Source organism: Natrinema sp. CBA1119, assembly GCF_002572525.1.
In the GTDB taxonomy this organism is placed as follows: domain Archaea; phylum Halobacteriota; class Halobacteria; order Halobacteriales; family Natrialbaceae; genus Natrinema.
Genome location: NZ_PDBS01000001.1, coordinates 878,357 through 902,688 on the forward strand (window position 1 = coordinate 878,357; position 24,332 = coordinate 902,688).

The 24,332-nt window shown below is 66.2% G+C and carries 24 protein-coding genes; 13 read left to right on the top strand and 11 right to left on the bottom strand.

What is annotated here, in order from left to right; all coding sequences use genetic code 11:
• The first annotated feature begins 106 nt into the window (after nucleotides 1-106).
• From CP556_RS04270 to CP556_RS04290, 5 genes are all read left to right on the top strand, one after another.
• On the top strand, nucleotides 107-328 hold the full coding sequence (locus tag CP556_RS04270; protein ID WP_098724497.1) for an AbrB/MazE/SpoVT family DNA-binding domain-containing protein: 222 nt from the start codon (nucleotides 107-109) through the stop codon (nucleotides 326-328).
• A 48-nt stretch (nucleotides 329-376) separates the two neighbouring features.
• Entirely contained in the window at nucleotides 377-1,699 is a 1,323-nt protein-coding gene (gene lysA, locus CP556_RS04275) for a diaminopimelate decarboxylase (protein ID WP_098724498.1), read from the top strand.
• Nucleotides 1,700-1,709: 10 nt separating this feature from the next.
• Nucleotides 1,710-2,540 (top strand): diaminopimelate epimerase, encoded by an 831-nt coding sequence (dapF, locus tag CP556_RS04280; RefSeq protein ID WP_098724499.1) that lies wholly within the window; start codon nucleotides 1,710-1,712, stop codon nucleotides 2,538-2,540.
• On the top strand, nucleotides 2,537-3,700 hold the full coding sequence (locus tag CP556_RS04285; RefSeq protein WP_098724500.1) for a M20 family metallopeptidase: 1,164 nt from the start codon (nucleotides 2,537-2,539) through the stop codon (nucleotides 3,698-3,700). The genes dapF and CP556_RS04285 overlap by 4 nt, the downstream gene beginning before the upstream one ends.
• A 120-nt stretch (nucleotides 3,701-3,820) precedes the next feature.
• Nucleotides 3,821-4,891 (top strand): DUF7972 family membrane protein, encoded by a 1,071-nt coding sequence (locus CP556_RS04290; protein ID WP_098724501.1) that lies wholly within the window; start codon nucleotides 3,821-3,823, stop codon nucleotides 4,889-4,891.
• A gap of 63 nt (nucleotides 4,892-4,954) precedes the next feature.
• Here CP556_RS04290 and CP556_RS04295 read toward each other — a convergent pair whose 3' ends face one another.
• The 3 genes from CP556_RS04295 to purB all read right to left on the bottom strand — a co-directional run bounded on the left by CP556_RS04295 (nucleotide 4,955) and on the right by purB (nucleotide 7,277).
• A complete protein-coding gene (locus CP556_RS04295; RefSeq protein ID WP_098724502.1) occupies nucleotides 4,955-5,371 on the bottom strand; it encodes an EamA family transporter in 417 nt (138 codons plus the stop codon).
• On the bottom strand, nucleotides 5,371-5,793 hold the full coding sequence (locus CP556_RS04300) for an EamA family transporter (RefSeq protein ID WP_098724503.1): 423 nt from the start codon (nucleotides 5,791-5,793) through the stop codon (nucleotides 5,371-5,373). The genes CP556_RS04295 and CP556_RS04300 overlap by 1 nt, the downstream gene beginning before the upstream one ends.
• Nucleotides 5,794-5,891: 98 nt before the next feature.
• Nucleotides 5,892-7,277 (bottom strand): adenylosuccinate lyase, encoded by a 1,386-nt coding sequence (gene purB / locus CP556_RS04305; RefSeq protein ID WP_098724504.1) that lies wholly within the window; start codon nucleotides 7,275-7,277, stop codon nucleotides 5,892-5,894.
• A 176-nt stretch (nucleotides 7,278-7,453) separates the two neighbouring features.
• Here purB and purH point away from each other — a divergent pair, with 176 nt between their 5' ends.
• The 4 genes from purH (at nucleotide 7,454) to CP556_RS04325 (ending at nucleotide 10,529) form a co-directional block, all read left to right on the top strand.
• Complete coding sequence (purH, locus tag CP556_RS04310) at nucleotides 7,454-9,091, top strand: bifunctional phosphoribosylaminoimidazolecarboxamide formyltransferase/IMP cyclohydrolase (protein WP_098727279.1); 1,638 nt, start codon at nucleotides 7,454-7,456, stop codon at nucleotides 9,089-9,091.
• A gap of 367 nt (nucleotides 9,092-9,458) precedes the next feature.
• A complete protein-coding gene (locus CP556_RS04315) occupies nucleotides 9,459-9,653 on the top strand; it encodes a hypothetical protein (RefSeq protein ID WP_098724505.1) in 195 nt (64 codons plus the stop codon).
• Nucleotides 9,654-9,665: 12 nt separating this feature from the next.
• The gene (locus tag CP556_RS04320; RefSeq protein ID WP_098724506.1) at nucleotides 9,666-10,220 is read left to right on the top strand and encodes a metal-dependent hydrolase; all 555 of its coding nucleotides are present in this window, start codon (nucleotides 9,666-9,668) and stop codon (nucleotides 10,218-10,220) included.
• A 102-nt stretch (nucleotides 10,221-10,322) separates the two neighbouring features.
• Nucleotides 10,323-10,529, top strand: coding sequence for a hypothetical protein (locus tag CP556_RS04325; protein WP_098724507.1), 207 nt, complete (start codon nucleotides 10,323-10,325; stop codon nucleotides 10,527-10,529).
• A 374-nt stretch (nucleotides 10,530-10,903) separates the two neighbouring features.
• On the opposite strand, the gene CP556_RS04335 is transcribed toward CP556_RS04325, so the two are convergent.
• From CP556_RS04335 to sppA, 3 genes are all read right to left on the bottom strand, one after another.
• On the bottom strand, nucleotides 10,904-11,629 hold the full coding sequence (locus CP556_RS04335; RefSeq protein ID WP_098724508.1) for a diphthine--ammonia ligase: 726 nt from the start codon (nucleotides 11,627-11,629) through the stop codon (nucleotides 10,904-10,906).
• A 47-nt stretch (nucleotides 11,630-11,676) separates the two neighbouring features.
• Nucleotides 11,677-13,035, bottom strand: coding sequence for a DUF373 family protein (locus CP556_RS04340; protein ID WP_098724509.1), 1,359 nt, complete (start codon nucleotides 13,033-13,035; stop codon nucleotides 11,677-11,679).
• Nucleotides 13,036-13,220: 185 nt separating this feature from the next.
• Nucleotides 13,221-14,216, bottom strand: a complete 996-nt coding sequence (gene sppA, locus CP556_RS04345) for a signal peptide peptidase SppA (protein WP_098724510.1) — start codon at nucleotides 14,214-14,216, stop codon at nucleotides 13,221-13,223.
• A 301-nt stretch (nucleotides 14,217-14,517) separates the two neighbouring features.
• Between sppA and CP556_RS26550 the strand changes: the two genes are divergently transcribed.
• Nucleotides 14,518-14,682: a hypothetical protein gene (locus CP556_RS26550; RefSeq protein WP_255291402.1), complete on the top strand. Its 165-nt coding sequence runs from the start codon at nucleotides 14,518-14,520 to the stop codon at nucleotides 14,680-14,682.
• A 56-nt stretch (nucleotides 14,683-14,738) separates the two neighbouring features.
• Here CP556_RS26550 and CP556_RS04355 read toward each other — a convergent pair whose 3' ends face one another.
• The 5 genes from CP556_RS04355 to CP556_RS04375 all read right to left on the bottom strand — a co-directional run bounded on the left by CP556_RS04355 (nucleotide 14,739) and on the right by CP556_RS04375 (nucleotide 21,204).
• Nucleotides 14,739-16,112: a carboxylate--amine ligase gene (locus tag CP556_RS04355; RefSeq protein WP_098724511.1), complete on the bottom strand. Its 1,374-nt coding sequence runs from the start codon at nucleotides 16,110-16,112 to the stop codon at nucleotides 14,739-14,741.
• Nucleotides 16,113-16,202: 90 nt separating this feature from the next.
• Nucleotides 16,203-16,637 carry a nuclear transport factor 2 family protein gene (locus tag CP556_RS04360; RefSeq protein ID WP_098724512.1) on the bottom strand — a complete coding sequence of 145 codons (435 nt, stop codon included), beginning with the start codon at nucleotides 16,635-16,637 and terminating at the stop codon, nucleotides 16,203-16,205.
• A 313-nt stretch (nucleotides 16,638-16,950) separates the two neighbouring features.
• Nucleotides 16,951-17,832, bottom strand: a complete 882-nt coding sequence (locus tag CP556_RS04365; protein ID WP_098724513.1) for a coiled-coil protein — start codon at nucleotides 17,830-17,832, stop codon at nucleotides 16,951-16,953.
• Nucleotides 17,833-18,145: 313 nt separating this feature from the next.
• Complete coding sequence (locus CP556_RS04370) at nucleotides 18,146-20,068, bottom strand: glycoside hydrolase family 2 protein (RefSeq protein WP_098724514.1); 1,923 nt, start codon at nucleotides 20,066-20,068, stop codon at nucleotides 18,146-18,148.
• A gap of 53 nt (nucleotides 20,069-20,121) precedes the next feature.
• A complete protein-coding gene (locus CP556_RS04375; protein ID WP_098727280.1) occupies nucleotides 20,122-21,204 on the bottom strand; it encodes a tubulin/FtsZ family protein in 1,083 nt (360 codons plus the stop codon).
• A gap of 251 nt (nucleotides 21,205-21,455) precedes the next feature.
• Between CP556_RS04375 and CP556_RS04380 the strand changes: the two genes are divergently transcribed.
• From CP556_RS04380 to CP556_RS04390, 3 genes are all read left to right on the top strand, one after another.
• Complete coding sequence (locus CP556_RS04380) at nucleotides 21,456-21,881, top strand: DUF5791 family protein (RefSeq protein ID WP_098724515.1); 426 nt, start codon at nucleotides 21,456-21,458, stop codon at nucleotides 21,879-21,881.
• Nucleotides 21,882-21,983: 102 nt separating this feature from the next.
• Nucleotides 21,984-23,231, top strand: coding sequence for a sulfite oxidase (locus tag CP556_RS04385; RefSeq protein ID WP_098724516.1), 1,248 nt, complete (start codon nucleotides 21,984-21,986; stop codon nucleotides 23,229-23,231).
• A 119-nt stretch (nucleotides 23,232-23,350) separates the two neighbouring features.
• A complete protein-coding gene (locus CP556_RS04390; RefSeq protein ID WP_098724517.1) occupies nucleotides 23,351-24,253 on the top strand; it encodes an NAD-dependent epimerase/dehydratase family protein in 903 nt (300 codons plus the stop codon).
• Nucleotides 24,254-24,332 lie beyond the last annotated feature (79 nt).

A 24,332-nucleotide genomic window follows, 5' to 3' on the forward strand; every position in this document is an offset into this window, starting at 1 on the left:
CGTGACACTGGCGGACGGGCCTCGCGTGAACTGAGTTTCGATCGCCGCGGGGAGAATGACGAAGCGTGGGGAGGTTTTTGTCCGTTCTCCTCGTAGTCGGACCGAAATGAGCAACCGGGCTGAGGCCGACGATCGAAGTCGAATCGTCATCCCGCGGGACATCCGTGAGAAACACGGCGATCGATACCGCGTCGTCGAACTCGACGATCGGGTCGAACTGATTCCGTTGAGAGACGAGCCGATCGAGGGCCTTCGAGACGCCGTCGGTGATGCGTTCGACGGCAAGTCGATCGACGAGATCAAACGGGAAGCGCGCGACGCCGAGTAGCCGAACGGAACCCAAAGCTTGAATTCTCGCGGTCACCTGAAACTGACAATGACTGACGCTGTGGCTTCGCTTTCCGTCCGCCGCCTCTCCGAGTGGGACGCGGCCGAACTACGGGCCCTTACGGCGGAGTACGGCTCGCCGCTGTACGTCCTCGACCTCGAGCGAGTTCGCCAGAACTACCGCCGACTCGAGGCTGCCTTTTCCGACGCCGAGATCCTCTACGCGGTGAAGGCGAACGCGCTGGGGGACGTCCTCTCGACGCTTCGCGAGGAGGGAGCCGGCCTCGAGTGTGCCTCCGCCGGGGAAGTGAAGCGGGCGCTCGAGGCCGGCGCATCGGGCTCGGCGGTCCACTACACGGCGGTCAACCCGCCCGCTGGCGACCTCGACTGGATCGTCGACGCCTGGGCGGACCACCCCGGACTGACCGTCACCGCGGGCTCCGAGGACACGATCGATCGGCTGGCCGACCGCGGCTACGACGGCCGGCTCTGTCTGCGGGTCAACCCCGGTATCGGTGCCGGCCACCACGAGAAGGTGCGGACAGGTGCTGCGGCGAAGTTCGGCGTCCCCGCAGAGCGTGCGGTCGACGTGCTCGCGGACGCCGCCGAGCGCGGCTTCGACGTCGTCGGAATCCACGCCCACGTCGGCTCCGGCGTCTCGAGCGACCAGCTCGACGATCACCGGGAGTTCGTGGCACGGATGGGCGACCTCTCGAGGGAGGGAGCCGACACAGTCGGTGACCTCGAGTTCGTCGACGTCGGCGGCGGGTTCGGGGTTCCGTACCGCGAGGACGAGGATCCGCTGGACCTCGAGTCTGTCGCGGACGCCACTCGAGACGCGATCGGCGAGATCGGCGCCGAGCTGGCGATCGAGCCCGGTCGCTACTTCGTCGCGGATGCGGGCGTGCTCCTCACCGAAGTGAACACCGTCAAGGACGCCCGCGAGACGACTGTCGCCGGCGTCGACGCGGGGATGACAACCCTGATTCGGCCCGCGATGTACGACGCGTACCATCCGATTCGGAACCTGACGGCAGCTGGTGATGACGACCGCAAACGGATCCCGCAGACCGTTGCCGGCCCGATCTGCGAGAGCGGCGACGTTTTCTGTGCCGAGCGCGAACTACCGGTAAGCAAACGTGGGGATATCCTCGCAATCGGCAATGCGGGGGCCTACGGCTACGAGATGGCGAACCAGTACAACACCCGACCCCGGCCCGCGTCGATCGTCCTCGAGGACGGCCACGTTCGACTCTCCCGTCGCCGCGAGACGGTCGACGACGTGACGCGAGCGGAGCGCGAGGCACGGAGTGGCCCGAGCGCGGACCGAAAGAACGACCACGGCCGAGCGAGCGACATCGACAACGACTGACGAAAGCACGATGAGCATCCCATTCCAGAAGTACCACGGCACCGGCAACGACTTTCTAATTATCCATGCGGACGAACACGTCCCGGACCGGGGTGCCCTCGCCGAGCGCGAGTGCGACCGGACGAACGGCGTCGGTGCCGACGGGGTCCTCTTTCTCGCTCCCGAAGAGACGTTCAACCCGCCCCGCGTCGTGATGACGCTGTTCCAGCCCGATGGCGCGACGGCACCGATGTGCGGCAACGGCGCTCGCTGCGCCGCAGAGTGGACGATGGACCGGACCGGGACCGACAGCGTGATGATCGACACCCAGGCGGGCACCCTGCGTGCCGATCGCGACGGCGAGGACATCGTCATCGAAATGACCGGCCTCACGTTCGACCCCAGCGAAATCCCGGTCGTGGCCGACGAACCGGTCTTCAACACGGAGATCGAGGGCCTCGAGGTGTCGGTCGTCAACACCGGCGTCCCCCACGCCGTGAGCTTCGTCGACGATGTGGACGATGTCGACCTCGAGGAAATCGCGCCGCCGGTGCGACACGCCGACGTCTTCCCCGACGGAACGAACGTCACCGTGGCCAGCCCCGACGATTCGGGTGGCTTCCGCCAGCGAACCTACGAGCGCGGCGTCGAGGGCGAAACCGACTCCTGTGGCACCGGTGCGGTCGCCGTCGCGGTCGTGGCCCGTCGTCTCGGACTCACCGACGCCGACCCGGTCGACGTTCACCCGCCGGGCGGCCATCTGCGAGTGAGTTTCAACGACCGCGGGCGTCCGACGCTCGCCGGGCCGGTCGAACACGAGTTCGACGGCGAGGTGGCCGTCGAGCCGCCGATCGAGCCGTGACGGACGGTCGTTCCGCCGCCGGACCCGACGGCGACGACGCGTTCGACCCCGTCGCGTTTCTCGAGGGTGCCGTCCAGCATCCCTCCCACGAGGCCGTCGGCCCGATGCGCGATTTTCTCTGCGAGACGCTCGAGGCCCGGGGTATCGAGCCCCGCGTCGACGACGCCGGGAACGTGCTGGCGAGCCGCGGACTCCCGGCGGGCGACGCCGAGACACACGTCGTTTTGAACACGCATATTGATACGGTGTCGCCGCACGTCCCCTACAAGCGCGACGGTGGGGAGGGTGCCGACGGTCCAGACGTGATTCGGGGCCGAGGCTCCTGCGACGCGAAGGGGCCACTCGCGGCCATTCTCTCGGCCTTTGTCGCGGTCGAGCCGACCGAGAGTCGAGTCACGCTCGCGATCACCCCCGACGAGGAGGTGCTCTCGACGGGAGCGTACGCGCTGGTGTCGGGCGACGAGTCGCCCACTCGAGACGCGGACGCGGTTATCGTCGGCGAACCGACCGACCTCGACGTCTGTACCGCGGCGAAGGGACGATTCCAGGGGACGATTCACCTCTCGGGAGCCAACGCCCACGCCGCCGAACCCGAGACCGGGAGCAACGCGGTCGCGGCACTCGAGTCCGTCCTCGAGGCGGTTCGAACCTTCGACAAGCGCGCGGACGCGCCGCCGGCCCACCCCCGACTCGGCGCGGCGACGCTGACGCCGACCGTCGTCGAGGGTGGCGAGGCGACCAATCAGGTGCCGGCCGACTGCGCGCTGACGGTCGACCGCCGGAGCGTCCCGCCGGAGACGGCCGAGGAGTTTCACGAGGCGCTGACCGCCCACCTTCGGGCCGCCGTACCCGACGATATCGGCCTCGAGTTTCGCTTTACCGACCGGCCGACGCCGTTCCTCGAGGCCTGGGACACCGCTCCCGACGCAACAATCGTCGAGGCGCTCGCGAGCGCGTCCGACGGCGAGGTGCGTCCGTTTACCGCGGCGACGGAGGCCTCGTACTTCGCGGCGGACGCGACGACGGTCGTCTTCGGCCCCGGCGTGCTCGCCGACGACGAGGGGGCCGTCGCACACGCCCCGCGAGAGTACGTGGGGGTCGCGGACGTCCGTGAGGCGGCGCGAGCGCTCGAGGCGACGCTGGTCGAACTGGTCGGGTGAGGGCGGCCTCGGGCCGTCGTCGCGCTCGCTCGCGTCGTCCCGTTGCGATCGTCGGGCCCGCCGACCTGTCTCCGACGGCAGCAGTCCTTTTACCCGCGGGGTCGATGTACAACGGACTCCATGAATAGCGACCCGGACGCCGTCTCGCGGCCGGCCGATACGATGCGCGAACGCGTCGGCGAAACGCGCGTGAAGATCTGGTTCCTGATCAGCGCGAACCGATGGCTCGTCACCGGCGTCATTCTCGCGAGTACGTACGCGCTGCTCCTCCTCTGCCACGTCTTCGGCCCGACGACCCCACAGCGGTTCGTGACGACCGGGAGCGTCTCCTCGCTGTTCAGTTCGATGATCATCGCGACCGTCACGAGCGTCACCCTCGTCCTGTCGGTCTCGCAGTTCGTCCTCGCCGGTGAGATCGGCCCGCTCGGACAGCAGCGCGAGCGGATGACGAACGAGACCGAGTTCCGCGAGCAGGTCGAGGACGCCGCGGGGATCGGCGTGAGCCCGGTCGAGCCCTCCCGCTTCCTCCGGACGCTCATCGAAACGGCCGAAACGCGCGCGGTGACCCTCAATGACGCGGTCACCGCCGGCGCAGGGTCGGCACAACACGAGGAGATCACCGCGTTCACGGACGGCCTCGTCGAACACAGCAAGATGGTCAGCAACGATCTTCGAGACGCGGATTTCGGCTCGTTCGAAACGCTGCTGCCTGTCCTGAACTACAACTACTCCTGGAAGATCTTCACCGCGCGAACGCTCCGAGACAAGTACGACGAGTCGCTGTCGACCGAGGCCGCGGCGGCGTTCGACGACCTGATCGATGCGTTGCGGTTCTTCGGCCCGGCGCGCGAACACTTCAAGACGCTCTACGTCCAGTGGGAGATCATCAATATCTCTCGAGCAGTCCTCTACGGCGCGATGCCGGCGCTGGCGATCGCGGGCTACATGATGCTCGAGTTCGACCCCGCGAAGGTCACCGGGACGGCGTTCGGCGTCAGTACCGCCTACCTCGTCGTCAGCGCTCTCTACGTCGCCACGCTCGCCCCGTTCGCCGTGTTGCTCGCCTATCTGCTCCGCGTCCTCACGGTCATGAAGCGAACGCTCGCCATCGGCCCGTTCATCCTCCGAGAGACGGAACAACTGGAAGCAGTGCGTCAGGAGGAGTCGACCGAAATTCAGTCGAACCGGTGACCGCGTTCGGAAGCGGCGACCGGAAGTGACGACGCCGCCGGTTCGGCCACTCCGACACTCCCGTCACATGGACATCAGCGCGATCGCCACCACGCTCAATCCGATCGCGGCGAGTTTGCGGACGGTCACGGTTTCGTCGAAGACGACGAGCCCGACCAGCGAACTGATCACGATGAAGAGCCCGTAAATCGGGACGACGATACTTACCGGACCGAGCTCGAGCGCTCGATAGTAGGTCAGCAGGCCGATAGTCAACAGCACGCCCATCGCGACGAGGTGTGGCGTCCGAGGGTGTCGGAGGTACGGCCGTACCGACAGCCCGCGATAGACGAGTACGAGGCCGACGGTGACGAACATCACCGAGTTCGAGAGGAACACGGCCATCGTGCTGGACATATCGGCCATCGCGATCGAGATCAGGGGTGCGACCAGGCTGTACGCGAGACAGGAAAACAGCGAGAGGCCGACGTACCGTCGCATCACTCCTCACCTCCGGCGGCGAGGTAGATCGCGCCCGCTGCGGCGACGATGCCGGCGCCGCGAGTCGCGGTCAGTTCCTCGCCGAGAAACGCGATCCCGATAATCGAACTCCCGACGATGAAAAGGCCGTAGATCGGCACGACGACGCTGACCGGACCTCGCTCGAGCGCCTGATAGTACGCGAGGATGCCCGACGAGAGGAAGATGCCGGCGGTGTAGACGATTCCCGCAGACGGCGTTACCGCGTCGGACGGGTGGCCGGTCTCCGTCGCGACGAGCACGACGGTCGTTAGCCCGAGGAAGATCGTCGTCGAGAGGAAGAGCGCAACCGCGGGCGGCACGTCCGACGTCACGACGCTCGTCAGGGGCGCCATCAGTCCGTAGGCCAGGAGGGCGACGAGCACCCAGAGGAGATATTCCATACGGGGTCTCGGACAACGGCGACCTATAGAGTCACGATCCCGGAACCGTGTGCCGAGATCGTGACTGGCGATCGGAATCGAGGACAGTGAGAAGCAACCTATTCGAGGTCGTCGACCAACTCGCTCGCGACGCCCGTGTACCCGGCCGGCGTCAGCGCGTGCAGTTCCTCGCGGACGTCCTCGTCGACCTCGAGGTCATCGAACATCTCGCGGAAGTCTGCGAGTGTCACATCCTTCCCGCGAGTGACGGCCTTGACCCGCTCGTAGGCGTCGGCCTGTCCCTCGCGCCGGAGGATCGTCTGGACGGCCTCGCCGATGATCTCGGGCGTGTTCTCGAGGTCGTCGCGCATGACCCGCTCGTTGGGGACGACTTTCGAGAGCCCCGACGCGGTCTTGCCGTAGGCGATCAGGCAGTGGGCGAAGGCGCCGCCGATGTTGCGCTTGACCGTCGAATCGGAGAGGTCGCGCTGGAGCCGAGAGGTGGTGACGTAGTCCGCGAGGAAGGAGAGATCCGAATTGGCCTTCGAGAGGTTGCCCTCGCTGTTCTCGAAGTCGATCGGATTGACCTTGTGTGGCATCGTCGATGACCCCGTTTCGCCCGCGACGGTCTCCTGCCCGAGGTAGCGGTCGGAGACGTAGAGCCACATATCCAGATCGAGGTCGAGCAGGACGTCGTTGGCGCCGCGGAAGGCGTCGAACAGCGCCGCGAGGTCGTCACAGGGGTTGACCTGCGTCGTGAGGGGTTCGAACTCGAGGCCCAGCCCCTCCACGAACTCCCGCGCGAAGGCCTGCCAGTCGACGTCGGGGTAGGCCGCGACGTGGGCCGCGTAGGTGCCCGACGCGCCGCCGAGTTTCCCCCGCAGATTGTCGGTCGCCCGCCGGATGCGACCGGTCGCCCGGCCCAGCCGCGAGGCGTAGACGGCCATCTCCTTGCCGAACGTCGTCGGCGTGGCGGGTTGGCCGTGGGTCCGGGCCAGCATCGGGAGGTCTCGGTGCTCGCGAGCTATCCCGGCGAGTGTGTCCCGAACGTCGTACAGTTCCGGGAGGAGCACCTCGTCGACGGCGTCCCGGACGAGCAGCCGGTGGGCGAGGTTGTTTACGTCCTCGCTGGTCAGCCCGAAATGGATCCAGGCCGAGGCGTCGCTGCCCTCGGGCAGTCGGTGCCGAACGAAGTACTCGACGGCTTTGACGTCGTGGTTCGTCGCCTCGAAGTCGGCGTGGCCCTCCGTCTCGAGTTCTTTGATCAACCGAGCGTCCTCCTCGGCGAAATGGCTGTACAGCCCGCGGAGGTGTTCGCGCTCCTCGAGGTCCAGTTCGAGGGGCGTCGCGGGGAGTTCGGCGAGCGCGATCAGGTACTCGACTTCGACGCGAACGCGGGCGCGCATGAGCGCAGCCTCGCTCGCGTACGGCGACAGCGGGGCGGTCCGGCCGTCGTACCGGCCGTCCAGCGGCGAGACGGCGTACAGGGCGTCGGTCTCGGTCATTGTGCGAGTCTGTCCAGCGCGGTGCAAAAGCGTATCGAAACCCGGAGCGTTCGATGCCACGAGCGTGCATACCTCTCCGGATCAGGTCGCGAATACCGTCGGATCGATACACGGACGTGGATATATCGGCCGTCGAGACCGCAACCACTTTGCCGCTCGCGGGCGGGAGTCCCACCATGACGCGAATCGCCGGGATGGCCGGCAACCGAGGGCGCAACCTGTTGAACATCGCCGACCGACGACCGGGCGGGGTCGAGTTCGCCGTCGTCCTGACGAACAGCGAGGACGCGCCGGTGCTCGAGGCCGCGGCCGAGCGAGGGATCCCGACCGAGGTCGTCCCGCTCGAGGATGACATGAGCCGCAGCGAGCACGAGGAGGCGGTGCTCGAGGCGCTGTCGGAGTACGAATTCGACCTCGTCTGTCTGGACGGCTACATGCGGATCCTCTCCGATACCTTCCTCGACGCCGCGCCGACCACGCTGAACGTCCACCCCGCACTGCTGCCGTCGTTCCCGGGGATGGACGCGTGGAGCGACGCGCTCGAGGCCGGCGTCTCGGTGACGGGCTGTACGGTCCACGTCGTCACCGACGCGACCGACGCCGAGGGCGAAGTCCTCGAGAGCGAGGTCGACGCCGGCCCGATCGTCACGCAGGAGCCGATCCCGGTCTACGAGGGCGACGACGAGGAGGGGCTGAAAGAGCGCGTCCTCTACGAGGGCGAGTTCCGCGCGTACCCGCGGGCCGTGAAGTGGTTCGCCGAGGATGCAGTCGACGTGGATCTCGAGGCGGACGAGGTCACCGTCGACGCCGACGTGGCGAGTACCGATGCGGACGACCATGACGGTCTCCCGGCTCGGCGGTTGGTCTCCGACGACCGCGCGGACACGCTCCGCTACGGAGAGAACCCACATCAGGACGCTGCGGTCTACACCGATTACACCTGCGACGAGGCCAGCGTCGTCCACGCCGATCAGCTGAACGAGGGCGCGAAGGCGCTGTCGTACAACAACTACAACGACGCCGACGGCGCGCTCAACCTGATCAAGGAGTTCGACGAGCCCGCGGCGGCGGTCATCAAACACACCAACCCGGCGGGCTGTGCGACCGCCGACTCGCTGGCCGAGGCCTACGAGAAGGCCCTCTCGACGGATCCCATGAGCGCCTTCGGCGGCATCGTCGCGCTGAATCGCGAGTGCGACGCCGCAACCGCCGAGCAGGTCATCGACTCGTTCAAGGAGGTCGTCGTCGCGCCCGGCTACACCGAGGACGCGCTCGAGGTGCTCCTCGAGAAGGACAATCTCCGCGTGCTCGATGTCGGTGAACTGGGCAAGCGCACCGAGCGCTTCACCGAAAAGCCCCTCGTCGGCGGCCGCCTCGTGCAGGAACGAGATCTGCAGTCGATTTCGGTCGACGACCTCGAGGTCGTCACCGAGCGCGAGCCGAGCGAGGAGGAACTCGAGTCGATGGTGTTCGCGTGGCAGACGCTCAAACACGTCAAATCGAACGGGATTCTCTTCACGAAGGGAACCGAGACGGTCGGCGTCGGGATGGGACAGGTCTCCCGCGTCGACGCGGTTCGGCTGGCGGCGATGAAGGCCGACGAACACGCGGAGGGCAAGGACGCCGAAGGAGCGGTGATGGCCTCGGACGCGTTCTTCCCGTTCCCGGACGGCATCGAGGAGGCCGCGAAGGTGGGCATCGAAGCGGTCGTCCAGCCCGGCGGCTCGGTCAACGACGAGGACGTGATCGAGGCGGCGAACGAACACGGCATGGCGATGGCGTTTACGGGCAAGCGGTCCTTCAGACACGATTAGGACCGCGAGCGAAGCGCGGTTCGGAGCGAACGTCGTGAGCGAGAACCGCGGAAATGCGAACGGGCATAACGCGCCCGTGAGCGGGAGCGAGCGGCTTTTTGGTCGAGATTTTTCGAGGAGCGGTGAGTAAGCAGAGCGAACGAACCCGACGAGAAAAAGGTCGATGCCGCGATGGCGTTTACGGGCCAGCGGAGTTTCCGGCACGACTGATCGGGAGCGAAGGAGTGCCGAAAGCTCGAAAGACGAGCGGCTCTGGTCGCGAGTCAGTGAGCAAGCGGCTTTATGGTCGAAACCGATCGATTCCGCGGCCTGCTACTGCAGCGGTGTCGGATTTGACTATACGAACCCTACGTTGTCAAACGTACCTATGGCGAACCTGAACTCGCGGTCGGCGAACAAACTGAGCATCGTATCGACGCTGATCGACAGCCTGCTGGCGTTTCGGCGCGGGCGGCCGAAGAGCGGTCTCCTGCTTCTCGGTGCGGCCGCGCTCTCGTCCCGCGTTCCCGGTCTCGGGACGGCAGTGTCGCTGTTCCTCCGGATCGCCCGGAGGCTCCGGTAGGCGACCGCACTAATGGTCGATATCACCGGCCATCTCGCGATGGCGCTGCTGTTCGCCGCCCCGGCGTGGCTCGTCTGGGGTCGACGCGGCGCTCTGGGATTCACGGGCTTTGCGTTACTCACCGCGATGCTCCCGGACACCGATCTCGTCTTACAGCAGGTGCTCCCGATCACCCACCACGGCATGACCCACACCGTGGTGTTCGTGCTCCTGATGAGCGTTCTCGTCGGCGCGGCCGTCGCGAAGTGGCTCACCCCCCGGTTCGCTGCCACCCGCTGGATCCGAAGCACCGAGATCACGACGGAGACCGTCTTCGTCTTCGCGACCGGAGGGCTGGCTCTCGGCGGAATCAGCCACCTGTTCGCGGACGTTCTCTCAGCGCCCGACATCGCGGCCCCGCTCGAGCCCTTCTGGCCCCTGTACTCGGAGCCGGTGATCGTCGACGTCATCTACTACGATTCGCCGATCTGGAATTTCGGGCTGTTCGCCGTGGCCATCGGCCTTCACCTGGTACTCGCCCGGTACGAAAGCGCGCCGCTCGAGACGCGCTACCGAATCAGTAGCTGAACCGGACGGAGTGTTGGAGAGTCCTCTCTTCGAGATCTTTCGTCTACTCGATAGTAAGCGGTGACCGATATCTATTTTAGTTAAACAGAGCTAGATTTATCCATGGAGTTCCGTGACTTGATCTCCACACATCTCCCTATGGCAGTGGTGGCATCAGTCATAATTGCACTTTTCAACATCTATACTGGCGACATAACTACTCTGACACCACTTATCACCGAGTTCATATTACACGTCATCACAATCTTTGTCGCCTTCGTTATTTTTGATGCTATTTGGTATGCAGTGTTTGATGAAAGCGTGTTGTGAGTGGGCTACACTGTTCGTTCGACGAACAATCACGAACGGTGGCCGAACTATCCAATAGTCTCCTTGATGGGGCCGATTCGACTCCGCTCGAGACGCACACGTCACTCGAGCCGTGCGTCAGTAATCCGCAACCGCCTGCGTGTCCCATCCCATTCGGTCTCGTACTCGAGAGCAATCCGCCGATCCATGTGCAGCCCGTCCACGGCGAACGTCTCAGAACCACCTTTTTGCGCCTCGGGTTCGCTTCCCTCACCTCTCGGCGCAAAAATATGGACCAAAAGACACCGGAAGAACCCCGTTCTTCCGGGCCCTCGTTCCCTTCGGTCACGAGGAAGACCGCTCGCTCACTCCGTTCGCTCGCGGTACAATTACTGTCACTCGAGCCGTGCGTCAGTAATCCGCAACCGTCCGCGTGTCCCATCCCATTCGGTCTCGTACTCGAGATCGATCCGCCGATTCATGTGCGGCCCGTCCACGACGAACGTCTCGAACTCGCCGCCCTCTCCCAGAATGTGGACGCCGTACTCTTCGTGGAGATCCTCGAGATCCGAAATCGCCTCGCGGTCGAGCGTCCGACCCAGCCACGACTCGTCGAGTCCGTGGGCGGCGACCTGAATGATCGTAATTTCGAAGCCCGCCTCGAGCATCGCGTCGGCCAGTTCGCGGGGATCTTCCTGCCACAGCGGTGCGAAGAGGTCGCAGTCGAGGCGGTCGCACATCCCCCGAATGCGGCTCGTCTGGTACTCGCTCTCGACGGCTCCCGCCGTGACGCCGGCGATGCCGTCCGCGAGTTCGCGGTCAAGTTGCTCGAGGGCGGCCTCGAGGGGTTCGAGTTCGTCGTCGCCCTGCGCGCTCGAGTCGGTCGCCGCGTCGGCCGCGAAGTCGTCGGGTTCGACATCGACCAGTTCGATCCCGATGCTTTCCGCCGCCTGCGCGGCCAGTTCCGTCGCGGGGACGTGATACATGTACGAGTCGCCCGCGGGATGGACGGTGACGAGCCGTTCGACGGGAAGCCCTCGCTCGAGGGCCCGATACAGCGCCCACGAGGAGTCCTTGCCGCCGGAGAAGAGGCTTACCCACGCGCCGTCTGCGTCGCTCATGGTCGGTGGTGGGCAGGAGCGGGTAAAGGAATACCGAGTCCGGACGATCAGGGGTCCCGACCGCCGGCGTCGGATCCCGTACTCGGGTCGGTACCGGCATCGGGACTCGCGTTCGAGTCGGCCCCGCCGTCGGTGCGCTCGGGATCGAACCGCTCCGGCGTCGGATCGGCCTCGCGATCGGCGACCGCCTCGGTAGCGGCCGGCGCGTCGTACTCGGGACCGTCCGGCGACGGCGGGTCACCGTCCGCGGGGTCCGTCTCCGGACCGCCGTCGCCGCGCTCGGCGTCCTCGTGCGAGCCGCTGACGGACGAGGCGATCCGCGCTCCGACGAGGCTGATCACGATCGCGGTGACGACGAACAGCGCGAGCCGTTCGCCGGCGACCATCACGAACTGCTCGTTCGAGAAGATCCCGAACTCGTTAGCCGGGACGACGAACGGATCGATCACGCCCTGTTCCTCGAGGAAGTACGCGGAGAAGCCCCGAACCACCAGCCCAACGGCGACGACGATAAACGGCAGGTTGAGAAAGGACCGGCGGATCGGGTCCTCGCCGATCGCCTCGTCGAGCAGTCGGCCGGCGCTTGCGGTCAGTGCGGCCATCGCTAGCCAGGGGACGCTGTCGAACGCGAAGCGCGTCGCCGGGATGACTACCCCCGGCGTGTCTCCGAGATTCGAGACGCCGAGCGCTCCGACGAACAGACCGATGAACGTCAGTCCGGCCGCGACCACGTAGGTGACGACCGACACCTGGCCGGAGTACAGTGACTCCCGCGTCTGGTGGGCGAATCTCGCCAGAATCTCGTCGACGTTGAACCCCTTGTAGAGCAAGAAGAGTCCGATGACGGTGGTAATCGCGGCCGCTCCCTCCGCGGGGCCGACGGTGGTCGCGAGCAGCGGAAAGACGAGCAGGGTCAACCCGATCGGAACGAGGACGGTCTGGCGCAGTTCCTCGTCCGCGAGGAACTGCTTGAGCAGGTAGTACGTCGACTCGATGTCGCGGGCCTGCCGGACGACGACGCGGTCGACAGAGTCGACCCGAACGCGGCTCTCGACGATCGGAATCAGCCGTTCGTCGTCCGCACTGTCGGTCACCACGACCGCCGAGTCAGGGTCATAGTCGGCGATGAGGTCGTCGAGCTGTGCGGCGACCGCCCGATCGGCCGACACCATCGACTCGCGGTCGCCCGAGACGACCGCGACGACGACCTCCTCGTTCTCGTCGCGCAGGTCCTGGGCGACCCGCAGCGACTCGAGCAAGGTATTCACTCCCGAGTCCTCCGGATCCGCGAGGCCAACATCGGTCACGAGCGCGCGGACTGCCTCCCAGCCGACGACGGGCGAGCGGAGGCCAGTCTTCCGGCCGACATCGTCGGTCCGGTCGAGGCAGACGACCAGCGTTGTCACGGTAGGCGATGCATTCCGTGCAACGATAAAACCACTTACTCGTTCGAGCGCGGCCACGCCGCCGTCGCGCGAGGCGACCCCGGCTGTGGGCGGTTGCAGTACCGGTTCTGGGCTGGACTGCCGCCCAAACACCGCAGCGGTGACCGGCAATCACCGTCGCTCCGCAACGGAGATCGACTACCGCCTCAGCTTCGCAGCCGGAACCCGCGCCCATCACCGAGGCCAGCGATCCCGGCACCGAAGGCGTACGCGACCTGCTGCGCTCCCGCGCCGACGCGGGCCATCAGCGGCCGATCGGGTTCGAACTCTTCGACGGTCACTTCGTCCGTGTCGAGGCGGTCTGCCAGTTCGGTCTCGAGTTCTCGCCGCGTGCCGAGGTGATCGACCAGGTCGAGGTCGTGCGCCTGCTCGCCGAGGTAGATCCGCGCTTCCGTGTCGCGGACGAACTCGGGCTCGAGGTCCCGCCCGTCGCTGACCCGCTCGACGAAGGTGTCGTAGTAGTCGTCGATTATCCCCTGCAGGTACTCGCGTTCCTCGTCCTCGAGGTCCTTCAGCGGGGTGCCGGCGTCCTTGTAGTCGCCGGCGGCGAATCGCTCGTAGGAGAGGCCGACCTTCTCGGCGAGGTCGCTGGCGTTGACCCGCGAACCGATGACGCCGATCGAACCAACGATGGAGCCCTCTCGCGCCCAGAGCTCGTCGCAGCCGCTGGCGATCCAGTAGCCGCCGCTGGCACAGACGTCCGTCGCGTAGGCGACCGTGGGTCCGTCGAATCGCTCGGCCGCGAGGCGGATGTCATCACTCGGCACCACTTCGCCGCCGGGCGTGTTCAGCTTCAGGAGCAGCGCCCGAACGTTGTCGTCGTCGTTCGCGCGATCGATCTGTTCGACGACGTCGTCTGCCGGTGTCGCGCCCGGACTCGTGGGGAGCGGGCCGCCACCGCCGTCCCGGCTGATCGGGCCCTCGACGGCGACCTCGGCGACATCGTAGGCCGGAAACAGCGAGCCGGCGATATTGCTCGCGAACCGTAACCCGACGAGAACGGCCGCGAGAGCGACCAACACCCCGAACAGATCCGTCAGTGTCTCCGGATAGACGACGAACAGGGCGACCGCGACGGCGGCGGACGCGAGTCCGCCGAGAGCGACCGTCACGAGTCGATCGATCCCGCCACTACTGACCACGGACAGCACCTCGAGTCATACCGATACCTGGGGGCGATTCCCGTTAAGCGTTGACGTTCCAAGGAGAAATGCGTCAGATGGTTTTAACTAACGGTGAACAGTATCGCTAATCGATGGATCAACGGAGGAGAGAACTACTCGTCGCGGGCGGCGGGATGCTCGTCCTCGGAACGTATGCCGCCATCACCGGTCGAGTCGGGGAAATCGAGACGAATGCGGGCGGTCTCCTCGTCGCGGCCGTTCTCGGAACGACCGGTGCCGTCACCGAATACGTGTGGGATAGTACGATACTGGAGGCGGCATGGCCGCCGTTGCCGGCGGGATCATCGGTATGCTCGTTTCCGCCGGAGCGTGGTTCGAAGTCCTCGGAGCGTTTTTCTTGGGCGTCCTTCTCGCCACGGGCGGCTGGTATACGCTCGAGCGGTGGCTCTCGGACTCGGCCTCGGAGTCGATTCCTTCGGGATAACGCACAAACGAAAGTCGCTAGCGGTCGCATTCGGATACCCGCGGGTCCGTCCCGCGTCAGGGCCGCCTCGAGTCGGATCGCGACCCGCCGTCGGTCTGGGCCGAGCGCGTCGAGTCGCCGTCGGCGGTCGGACTCGCGTCGGCCGACTCCGTCCCGTCTTCGTCCGCGAGTTCGGCCTCGGTCTTGATGCTCGCCTCGGTCTCGGCCGGCGGCTCCGCGTCGGAACGGCTGTCGAGCCACGCCCGGACGAGGTTCACGCCGTCCTGGAAGAACGGCACCGGATCGTCGGGGACCGCGTAATCGAATCGAGGGTGGCGAACGAGCGACGCGGCGACCTCGCGCGCGGCCGTCCGGAGCGACGGGCGGTCGACGAGCGGGTATTCTTCGGTCGCCACGCTGTGGAGGTAGCTGAGTTCGCCCCGCAGGAGGTGCCCGCCCATCCCGACCTCGTAGGTCGGCTCCGACGCGATCGGCTCGCCGCGGGCCAGTTGCCAGTAGTAGTAGGGAAAGTCCGCGCCCGCCCGGACCGAAAAGGGCAGCGACGACCAGAACCGCGGGTTGATCTCCATCAGCTTGAACTCGCCGTCCGCGGGGTCGCGCAGGAACTCGACCATCGCGAGCCCGTGCCACTCGAGTTCGTCGAGCAGGGCGCGGCCGGCAGTCTCGAGTTCGGGAATGTGGACCGACTCCCGGTACGCGCTGGGGCCGCCGCAGTACTTCCAGGCCCGCCGCTGACAGTGCTGGAAGGTCGCGACCGGCTCGCCGTGATCGTAGAGCGCGAAGAAGCCGAACTCGCGGACGTTAGGGATCCGCTCCTGGACGATCGGGATGTGGCCGCGTCGCTCGAGTTCGGCCTGCGGGTCCGGTCGTGTGCCCTGTTGCTGGAACTCCGTCGAGCCGATATCCGCGTCGTCGAACCGCGCGCCGAGATAGTCGGACGAAGCGACGGTGTAGCGCGGTTTCACGATCGTCTCCCGGTCCCAGTCGTCCCACTGATCGAGGAGCGCGGTGTCGGGAGCTGCAACGCCGGCCTCGTCGGCGGCCGCGAACAGTTCGACGCGATCCTGTACCTGTCGGAGGGTTTCGAAGTCCGGCCACGGGGTCGCAACCTCGTCGGCGAACGCGTCCTTGCGCTCGGCGAGCACGTACACATCCTCCTCGCGGACCGGAACGATCGTCTCGACATCCGAACGCTCGGCAAGTGAGAGGAGGGCGTCTCCGTACGCAGCGAGATCCGAGTCCGGGTCCGGCAGGCCGACGAACTCGTCGCGGTACGCCGAGGCGGCCGCCGGGGTCGACCGCGACTCGGAACCGACGATCGTGCGGACGCCGCGCGGTCGGAGCGAGCGGAGACAGGCGACGGTACTCGGGGCGTCGATCCCCGGCACGACCACGCCTGCGTCGTCCACGGTGTCCCTATATCGTTGCATGAGCAGTGACTGTGGGTCCCGTTCCATTGTTATGGATTGTATACTTCATCCCGCAGTGGGACACGCCGCGTTAGCCCCCGCCGGCCAGTGTTAGGCATCGAATACCCGTTGCTCGAGGGCGGTATCCCTGTAGGCGGTACACGTCCGTATCCGTCCGTCGTCCAGGTCGAATACGTGGGCGAACGCGACGTCGAAATTCCGCCCGTCGATCGTGCCCACGTAGGCACCCGTTACGACCGTCGTTTCGTCCGCCTCGATGACCCGTTCCGGCAGCGCCTGGAGGTGATCGGCCCGCCGGCCCGGCCCCTCGATTACGTTCTCGAGGACGGCCTCGATTCCCGTATAGGTTCGATCGGCGTGGCTGCCGGTCGTGGCGTCGGTCCAGCAAACGTCGTCCGCCAGCGTTGTGGCTAACTCGTCCGTTTCCCCGCTGTTCGCTACGGCGTGATTGAACCCGGCGTAGAACTCGGTCACCCGTTCTCGAGCGGTCGGACTCGCGACCGACCGGTGCTCGTTCGATGTCATGACTCTGCTAGCTTCTGGTGAAAACGTGCGCGGACAAAAGAACAGTACCTGCGTCACACGTTCTGAGAACGTCACATCAGCTGGTACGTTGCTCGTGAGGACTACCGTGCGATGTCGACCGATTCCGAGAGTCGCTACTGGTGCGTTCCGGTTCTGAACTGGTCGCTACTGGAAGCGTATCGCCCAGCGGTGGTTGTCACGAAAGTGGAGCAGTCGGACAGTCACGGACGTCGTCCTGTCGGAACGAAAAACGAGTCAAAACCGCTCGAAAGATCCGAAAATCGGGAGAGAGATCGCGGTAGACGGAATCGACTTAGAGCAGTCCCGTCTTCTGGAGTTTCATCAGGTCCTCGGTGTCGAGGGTCTCGCCTTCCTTGAACTTCTGATAGATTTCCTCGGCCTCCTCCTTGGCCTCCTCTTTCTTCTTGTCGCGCTCGGACTTGCGCTCCTCTTCTTCTTCCTTGTCCAGTTCGCGCAGGCGCTTCTGGACGCGGACGAAGTCCTCGTGGTGCTGGTCGGCAGCCTCCTGAGCCTCGACGAACTTCTCGTGCATCTCGTCGGCCTCGTCACGGATGTCGTCGGCCTCGCGATAGGCCTCGATCATCTGGTTGTGGTGTTCCTGGGCCTTGTCCGCCAGCTCCGTCACTTTCTGGTGGTGCTGGGAGGCATCCGATCGCACTTCCTCGGCCTCATCGACGAGTTCCTCGAGGTCCTCGTTCTGATCGAGCTTCTGCTTGCGCTCCTCGTACTCCTCGCGCTTTCCCTCGATCTTCTCGATGAGCTCCTTTTCCTCCTCGCTCGAGAGGACCTCGGTCTGCTGTTTGAACTCGAGTTGCTCGATCTCTTCTTCGAGCTCGTCGAGATCTTTCCCCTCGTTGAGCTCCATATCCGATTTGAGCTGCTCGACCTTGTCGAACAGCTCGTTGGCTTCGGCGTTGAGCTCGTTGCGGCTTTCCTTGTGTTCTTGGACCTGTTCGTTGAGCTCGTCGCGCTGCTCGCGGTGCTCTTGGGCTTCGTCGACCTTCTCGCGAGTCTTCGCGTTGAGATCGTCGCGTTTGGAAGCGCGCTCGGAAGCCATCTGGTTCAGCTCGTTTCGCCGGTCTCGCAGTTGACCGGCCATCTTGATGAGCTGCCCTTTCGATTTGTTTGCTAGGTCGTCCTCTGTCAGTTCGATGTTTTTCGATTCGTCTACCATGTTACTCAAACCTCTGTGCCATACCCGCACCGGAGAACCGGTCTGACGGCCGCCTGAGCCGTTCGCCGACGATTCGGCGAGTGACTCAACAGTGGCCGTCTCCCTGTTCGAAGCGACTGCTCACGATCTGCGAAACCTCGGTGAATAAGATTTCCTGTCATCGATCGTCGAGCGATACGCGCCCCGGTGGCGTTCTGGTATCTGTGAATACTGGCCCTTGTAATTTAAATGTACCGGTCACAACACCCCTGGAAACCGTTAGCAGGGCCCTCGTTCCGCCGTGTTAGACGGTACCATTGAGTGGGCCTCGTACTTATATCCGGTACCCGTTTCGAACCGTCTGATTACCGACGGCGATCTCGAGGTCGACCCGGTCTGCCTCCGGCGGAATCCGCGCCGATCCGGCGGACGTCGTCTCGAGCGGCCCGACGCTGACTCGCTCGGTATCCGTGCGGTCGCCGGCCCGCCAGCCGACGATCGTCTCGAGTGCCTCGTGCGTGTCGTTACAGAGGGTGATGCCGATCGTCCCGGGAGCCGGTGGCCTATCGAGGACGGCCTGAACGGGCTCGTAGGACTGCGCGATCGCCTCGGCGGCCCGCTTCGGGTCGCCGTCGACGGTATGGATCCCCATCCCACCGCCCGGCGCGCTGTCCCGGAGCGTCGACGCGGCGACGACGCCACAGCCTCGCCGCCGGAGCGCCTCCGCGACCGTCTTCAGCGTTCGTGCCTGCTCGCGCTGTGATCCCTCGACGTCGGTCGCGCCGCGCTCGAGCAATGCCGGCTCGAGGCCCGGAACCGCAGTCGGATCGGCGTCGCCGTCCGCCAGTGAGCCCGCGCCGAACCCGCCGACGATCTCGCCGAGTTCGGGATAGGTCTCGCAGAGCCAGTCGATATCCGCGGCCTCGAGGTACTGCCAGCCGGGAAAGAGGTGGGCTGCGTCGGGGTCGGTTCCCGGTGGCCCCGTCACGGGAACGACCGGCAGCTCGTCGGGGAGGGCCGCGGCGATATCGGTCGCGGAACCGTGATCAACCGCCGTCCGCCACGCCCGATACCGAACGGCGAGTTTCGCGAGGAAGCCGCTCCCCAGCGGCGATTCGTACGGGTCCGTCGGCTGGTCCTGCACGCCAACCATCGCGAGGCTCGGATGATGCCCGTGCGTCTCGACGAGCGCGGACGCCAGCTCCGTCCCCCGGTCGACGGGAAGCTCGGCTCCGCTGGCGGGCAGATCCTGCCAGACGAGCACCCCGGCCTCGTCGCAGGCCTCGTAGAACAATTGTCGTGGGACGTGCGCGCGAGCACGAAGCAGCGTCGCGTTCGCGTCGACGGCCCGGCGGACGTCCTCGCGCGGGTCACCGCCGGGGAGTCGCGTGAACCCGCGGGCGCGGACGTGCCTCCCATTGACCAGCAGGCCGTCGTCGTCGCGTTCGACGTGGCGGAGCCCGACGGTCCGTTCGACGGCGTCGCCGCCCAGTTTCGCCCGCACCGTGTACCGGTGTTGCGGGCCGTATCCGCGGGGCCACCACAGCGACGGCTCCCGGATCGACAGCGTCCTGGAGACCGTCGTTCGCTCGCCCGCCTCGCTCTCGATCGGTATTCGCTCCATCGAGGCACCCCCGCGAAACCCCTCCGGTCGCAGCGACAGCGTCACCGCGTCGTCGATCGTCACGTCGGTATCGACCGCGAACGAGATGTCGATCGCCGCGCCACCGCCGTCAGCGGTCGCGTTCGTGACCCCGGTCGCGGCAGCCTCCGCGCTCGCGGACGCGTCCCGAGCCGCGCCCAGTCGCGGCCGCGCCTCGAACTGCCGGAGGAGCGTCCGGGGCCGCGATTCGACCTCGAGGCCCCACCAGATACCGGGCGTCCCGAGCCGATCGGGTACCGCGTCGGTCCCGTAGATGCCCGCGAACGACTCGGGGCGCTCGCAGACGACGATCAGTTCGTTCGCGGGTCGGGGATCGAACTCGAGGCTGGCTGGCACGAAGTGGGGTTCGTGAGTGGCCAAACGCGTACCGTTCAGCCAGATTTCCGCGCGGTCGTAGGCTCCGCGGAGTTCGAGCATCGCGCGTTCGGTCTCGTCGTCTCGAGGGTCCGGAAACCGCGTTCGATAGGCGATCGGTCCCGCTCCGGCGAACGATGGGGGTCGTCCGGGGACCAAAACCGGTTCCCACTCCGCGACGGTCGGCGGGCCGTCATCGCCGCGGTCCGTGACGATTCCGCCGGTCCACTCCTCGGTCATTGTCACTGTCAGCGAACCCGAAGTAAAAAGCCCTTCCGACGGTTCAGAACCGTCTAGAAGAGGTTCTCGAGCCGGTCGTCGGCGAACTGGTCGGCGTGGTCGGTCGATTCCGTCTCCTGTGCTTCTTTTGCCTCCCGGGCCCGTTCCATGAACGCCTCGATCCGATCGGATCGCTCCGCGCCGCCGAGTAAGACCAGCGCGCCGAGGCGGTCGCTGTCAAGCGGGAAGTCCCCGCCGCGGACCTGCATGCTGCCGGTCTCGTCCTCGAGCCAGCGCCGGGACTTCTCGACGCCCTTGCGGGGGATCGCGTCGGGGCGGCCGGCGATGACGAGCAGCGCCGAGTCGGCCGTCGTCGCGTCCGGCAGGCTCGTCCCCGTCAACAGCGCCTGTCTCGAGACGCTCATCGCGGTGGTGATGTTCTCGCCGCTGTCCTCGCTCGCGATCTCGGTCGCGTAGCCGAGCACCGCGACGCCGCCCGCGCGGAGGGTGTTGATGACCTCGCTCGAGTCGACGACGCTTTCGCCGACTCCTTCGACGGCCTCTCCGGAGGCGAAGAGCAGGCCGACCCGCTGGGCGATCTTCTCGTTGATCGTCTCGAAGGCACCCTCGACGCTCTCGCCCTGTTCGTGCCACGAGTCGTTGTCGATCAGCAGCGTCGAATCGGCCTCACGGAGGAGCGTCTTCAGCGAGCGGCCGGCGTTGGCCTGGTAGAGCGCCCCTTCGTTGCGTCCGGGCAGGACGCCGAGCGCGTAGATCGGGACGTCGTAGACCTGCTGGAGGTGGTGGACGAGCACGGGTGCGCCGCCGCTTCCGGTGCCCCCGCCGAGGCCGGCGACCACGAAGATGGCTTCCGCCGTCGAGGTGACGCGGCCGTCGAGCGAGCCCAGCACCTGCTGAATGTCCGACTGCATGACTTCCGTGCCGAGTTCGTTGTCACCGCCGACGCCGTGGCCGTTGACGCGGTCGGCACCGATCAGCTGCGTGTCGACGATGTCGAGCGACTGGAGGTCTGCGTCCGCGGAGTTGATGGCCAGCGCACCCTGAACGGCTCCGAAACCCATGTCCGCATCGAACCGGGCGAGCCGTTCAGTGATCTTCCCACCGGCCTGACCGACTCCGATCAGGGCAACTTTCATATCACTTCCATTTGAGTGAGTCCTGTTGAACGTTCCGGTGAGCCGATATGGAGGTTGTATCACCGCGCTCGAGCGGGCGGCCGACCGTCGACCACTGACCGCCGACTGCCGACTGCCGACTGCCGACTGCCGACCGCCGACCGCCAACCGGCGATCGCCGACCGCCGATTTCCGAGCGAAGACGATCGGAGCCTCCGCACCGATCAGCGGAGGTCACAACACCTTTTTGCCGTATCCCCGTCGTGTTCGGTATGTTCTACGAACAGCGGATGACCGTCCCCGACTCGCCCGACGAGCTCCGGGCCGAGTACGAGGACGACCTCGCAGTGATCGTCGACGATCGCGGCCCCGCGGCCGTCGCGAGCGAAACCGGCCTCGAGGCGGAGACGCTCGAGGCGCTTTCGGCCGGCAAATCGCCCGAACTGACCCTCGAGGAGGCGGCCGAGATTCAGTCCCTCGCCGAGGGGACGCCGGATCCCGAGACGATCGTCACGATGGCGCTCGAGCATCTCCTGCTGGGGATGTCGACGGCGGTGCTCGACGTGGACGCGGTCGAGAGCCACCTCGAGATCGAGCTGGACGCGAAGGAGGTTCACCAGAAGATCGAGGGGCGAGCGCCGATGTCGTTCGACGAGTACGTCCACATCCAGTACGTGATCGCGGACGGTGCGTCGTAGGCGAGTTCGGCACGACCCGTCTCGATATCGGGAGCGCCACCGACACCTGTGCGAATCGGTACCACCACACAGATTTATCGCAGTCGATGATGTGGAACGGCCATGTCGAATTCGGAGCGGAGCGAGAACCGTCGACGGGAGGTCGACGCAATCTTGGATCGGAAACCCGGCACCGAGGCCGTCACCGATCTCGAGGACCGGTATCGGGTCGTCGGCGCGGCCGATCGATCGACGTACGCGAACTGGGTCACGCCGATCGAGGACCACTACGTCTGCCACCGCAACGAGACGCTGGATCCGGCGGCTGACGAGTGGACGGTCGCGCTCGACGGGGGCCTCGAGCGCGAGGCCGAACTGGGGATGGCCGAGCTTCGGGAGGACTACCCCACGGTCGCGGTCGCGCACACGATGGAGTGTGCGGGCAACGGCCGGGGCTACTTCGACCCCGAGACGGGGAGCGTCCAGTGGGAGTACGGAGCCGTCAGCACCGCGATCTGGACGGGCGCGCCACTGAGCGCGATTCTGGCAGACCACGGTGCAACGACCGACGACGGACTGTGGCTCACCGCGGTCGGCGGCGACCACCCCGAAGTCGACGGCGAGAACGACCGGTTCGCTCGCTCGATCCCGATGGAAAAGGCGCTCGAGGACTGCATCCTCGCCTACGAGGTAAACGGCGAGGCGCTGCCGCCCGAACACGGCCATCCCATCAGATTGCTCGTTCCCGGCTGGTACGGCGTCAACAGCGTCAAGTGGGTCACCGAGCTCCACGTCACGGAGACGATGGTCCACGGCGAGGAGTGGGCCGACCGCGACGGCGACGATTTTACCCAGTGGCAGCAGTCGTCCTACCGGATCCATCCCGAGGGCGTCGAGCCCGACTCCAACGCGACGATCTCGACGTTCGACACCTGGGACCAACTCGAGTCCGACGAGATCGACCACCCCTACACCTTCGACGAGAACGTCAAGTCCACGATCGGTCGTCCCGCGGACGGCGCGACCGTCACCCCACACGAGGACGGGGTCGTCGAGATCGTCGGCGTCGCCTGGGCCGGCGACGACGAGGTGACGGCGATCGAGGTCTCGACCGACGGCGGCGACAGCTGGCGGGAGGGAGAGTTCTTCGGCCCGAACTACGACTGCGCGTGGCGGCTGTTTCGCGACGCGTGGGAGCCGTCGCCCGGCACGTATGAACTCGTCTCTCGAGCCACGGACGAACGCGGCCGCCGCCAGCCCGCGCGGATCGCCGGGCCGGACGAGGACGCCGACGGCGAATATCCGTGGAACGAGGGCGGCTACGCGGAGAACGCGTCGCTTCCCCACGCGGTCGAAGTCACCGTCGAGTGAGTGACAACCCGCCGCTGACCTCGAGTGGCCGATTGAAAAGGTGCGGAAATAGCGCTGCAATCGACCGGAACCCCGCGCTCGAGCGGTGAAATTATGTGCAGTCGGCCACGAGTCCGGCTATGAAGGTCGCAATTCTGGGTTGCGGACACGTCGGCATCGAGCTGGGTCGACAGCTCGCGGCTCGAGACCACGAGCCGATCGGGGTTCGCCGATCGGCGGATGGAATCGAACGGATCGAATCGGCCGGGTTCGAGGGGGTGCAGGCAGATATTACCGACCGCGAGTCACTCGCGGCGGTTCCGGATGTCGACGCGATCGTCTTCGCCGCCAGCAGCGGAGGTCGCGGTGCCGAGGCTGCCCGCGAGGTGTACGTCGACGGATTGCGGACGGCGATCGAGGAGTTCGGCGAGCGTGAGCACGCCCCCGAGCGACTGGTCTACACCTCGTCGACGGGGGTCCACGGCGACCACGACGGCGACTGGGTCGACGAGGAGACGCCGCTCGAGCCCACCACCGACAAGACCGAGGTGCTCGCCGAGGCCGAGCGGATCGCGCTCGAGCACCCGCCGGAGTACGGCTACGAGGGCACCGTCGCGCGCTACGCCGGCCTCTACGGGCCCGATCGGTACCGGCTCGAGCGCTACCTCGAGGGCCCCGTCACCGAGGGCTACCTGAACATGGTCCATCGGGACGACGCCGCCGGAGCGGTCCGCTACCTGCTCGAGGAGGACCTCGCACGCGGCGAGGTCGTACAAGTAGTCGACGACGAGCCGGCGTCCAAGTGGGCGTTCGCCGACTGGCTGGCCGGCGAATGCGGCGTCGAAAATCCGCCGAAGCAGACGAAGGCCGAGCGGCTCGCGGACGACGACGTCTCCGCGGCCGGCCGCCGCCGAATTCTGACGAGCAAGCGCTGCTCGAACGAGAAGTTGCGCGATCTCGGCTACGAGTTCGCCTATCCGACCTTTCGGGAGGGATATCGCGACGCGATCGAACGCTATCGAGCCGACGACGCCGACCGATAGTCACTATAACTCGAGGTCGACTGTACCGAGGCCGAGGCCACCGACCTCGCTCGAGACCGACGGAGACGGGTCCACCGGT

Coding starts and splice junctions, on each gene's coding strand:
- dapF (WP_098724499.1), top strand. CDS start 1,710: ATGAGCATCCCATTCCAGAAGTACCACGGCACCGGCAACGACTTTCTA.
- CP556_RS04375 (WP_098727280.1), bottom strand. CDS start 21,204: ATGAAAGTTGCCCTGATCGGAGTCGGTCAGGCCGGTGGGAAGATCACT.
- CP556_RS04385 (WP_098724516.1), top strand. CDS start 21,984: ATGTCGAATTCGGAGCGGAGCGAGAACCGTCGACGGGAGGTCGACGCA.
- CP556_RS04390 (WP_098724517.1), top strand. CDS start 23,351: ATGAAGGTCGCAATTCTGGGTTGCGGACACGTCGGCATCGAGCTGGGT.
- CP556_RS26550 (WP_255291402.1), top strand. CDS start 14,518: ATGGCCGCCGTTGCCGGCGGGATCATCGGTATGCTCGTTTCCGCCGGA.
- CP556_RS04295 (WP_098724502.1), bottom strand. CDS start 5,371: ATGCGACGGTACGTCGGCCTCTCGCTGTTTTCCTGTCTCGCGTACAGC.
- purH (WP_098727279.1), top strand. CDS start 7,454: ATGACGCGAATCGCCGGGATGGCCGGCAACCGAGGGCGCAACCTGTTG.
- purB (WP_098724504.1), bottom strand. CDS start 7,277: ATGACCGAGACCGACGCCCTGTACGCCGTCTCGCCGCTGGACGGCCGG.
- CP556_RS04315 (WP_098724505.1), top strand. CDS start 9,459: ATGGCGAACCTGAACTCGCGGTCGGCGAACAAACTGAGCATCGTATCG.
- CP556_RS04370 (WP_098724514.1), bottom strand. CDS start 20,068: ATGACCGAGGAGTGGACCGGCGGAATCGTCACGGACCGCGGCGATGAC.
- CP556_RS04270 (WP_098724497.1), top strand. CDS start 107: ATGAGCAACCGGGCTGAGGCCGACGATCGAAGTCGAATCGTCATCCCG.
- CP556_RS04355 (WP_098724511.1), bottom strand. CDS start 16,112: ATGCAACGATATAGGGACACCGTGGACGACGCAGGCGTGGTCGTGCCG.
- CP556_RS04335 (WP_098724508.1), bottom strand. CDS start 11,629: ATGAGCGACGCAGACGGCGCGTGGGTAAGCCTCTTCTCCGGCGGCAAG.
- CP556_RS04365 (WP_098724513.1), bottom strand. CDS start 17,832: ATGGTAGACGAATCGAAAAACATCGAACTGACAGAGGACGACCTAGCA.
- lysA (WP_098724498.1), top strand. CDS start 377: ATGACTGACGCTGTGGCTTCGCTTTCCGTCCGCCGCCTCTCCGAGTGG.
- CP556_RS04300 (WP_098724503.1), bottom strand. CDS start 5,793: ATGGAATATCTCCTCTGGGTGCTCGTCGCCCTCCTGGCCTACGGACTG.
- CP556_RS04320 (WP_098724506.1), top strand. CDS start 9,666: ATGGTCGATATCACCGGCCATCTCGCGATGGCGCTGCTGTTCGCCGCC.
- CP556_RS04380 (WP_098724515.1), top strand. CDS start 21,456: ATGTTCTACGAACAGCGGATGACCGTCCCCGACTCGCCCGACGAGCTC.
- CP556_RS04290 (WP_098724501.1), top strand. CDS start 3,821: ATGAATAGCGACCCGGACGCCGTCTCGCGGCCGGCCGATACGATGCGC.
- CP556_RS04360 (WP_098724512.1), bottom strand. CDS start 16,637: ATGACATCGAACGAGCACCGGTCGGTCGCGAGTCCGACCGCTCGAGAA.
- CP556_RS04325 (WP_098724507.1), top strand. CDS start 10,323: ATGGAGTTCCGTGACTTGATCTCCACACATCTCCCTATGGCAGTGGTG.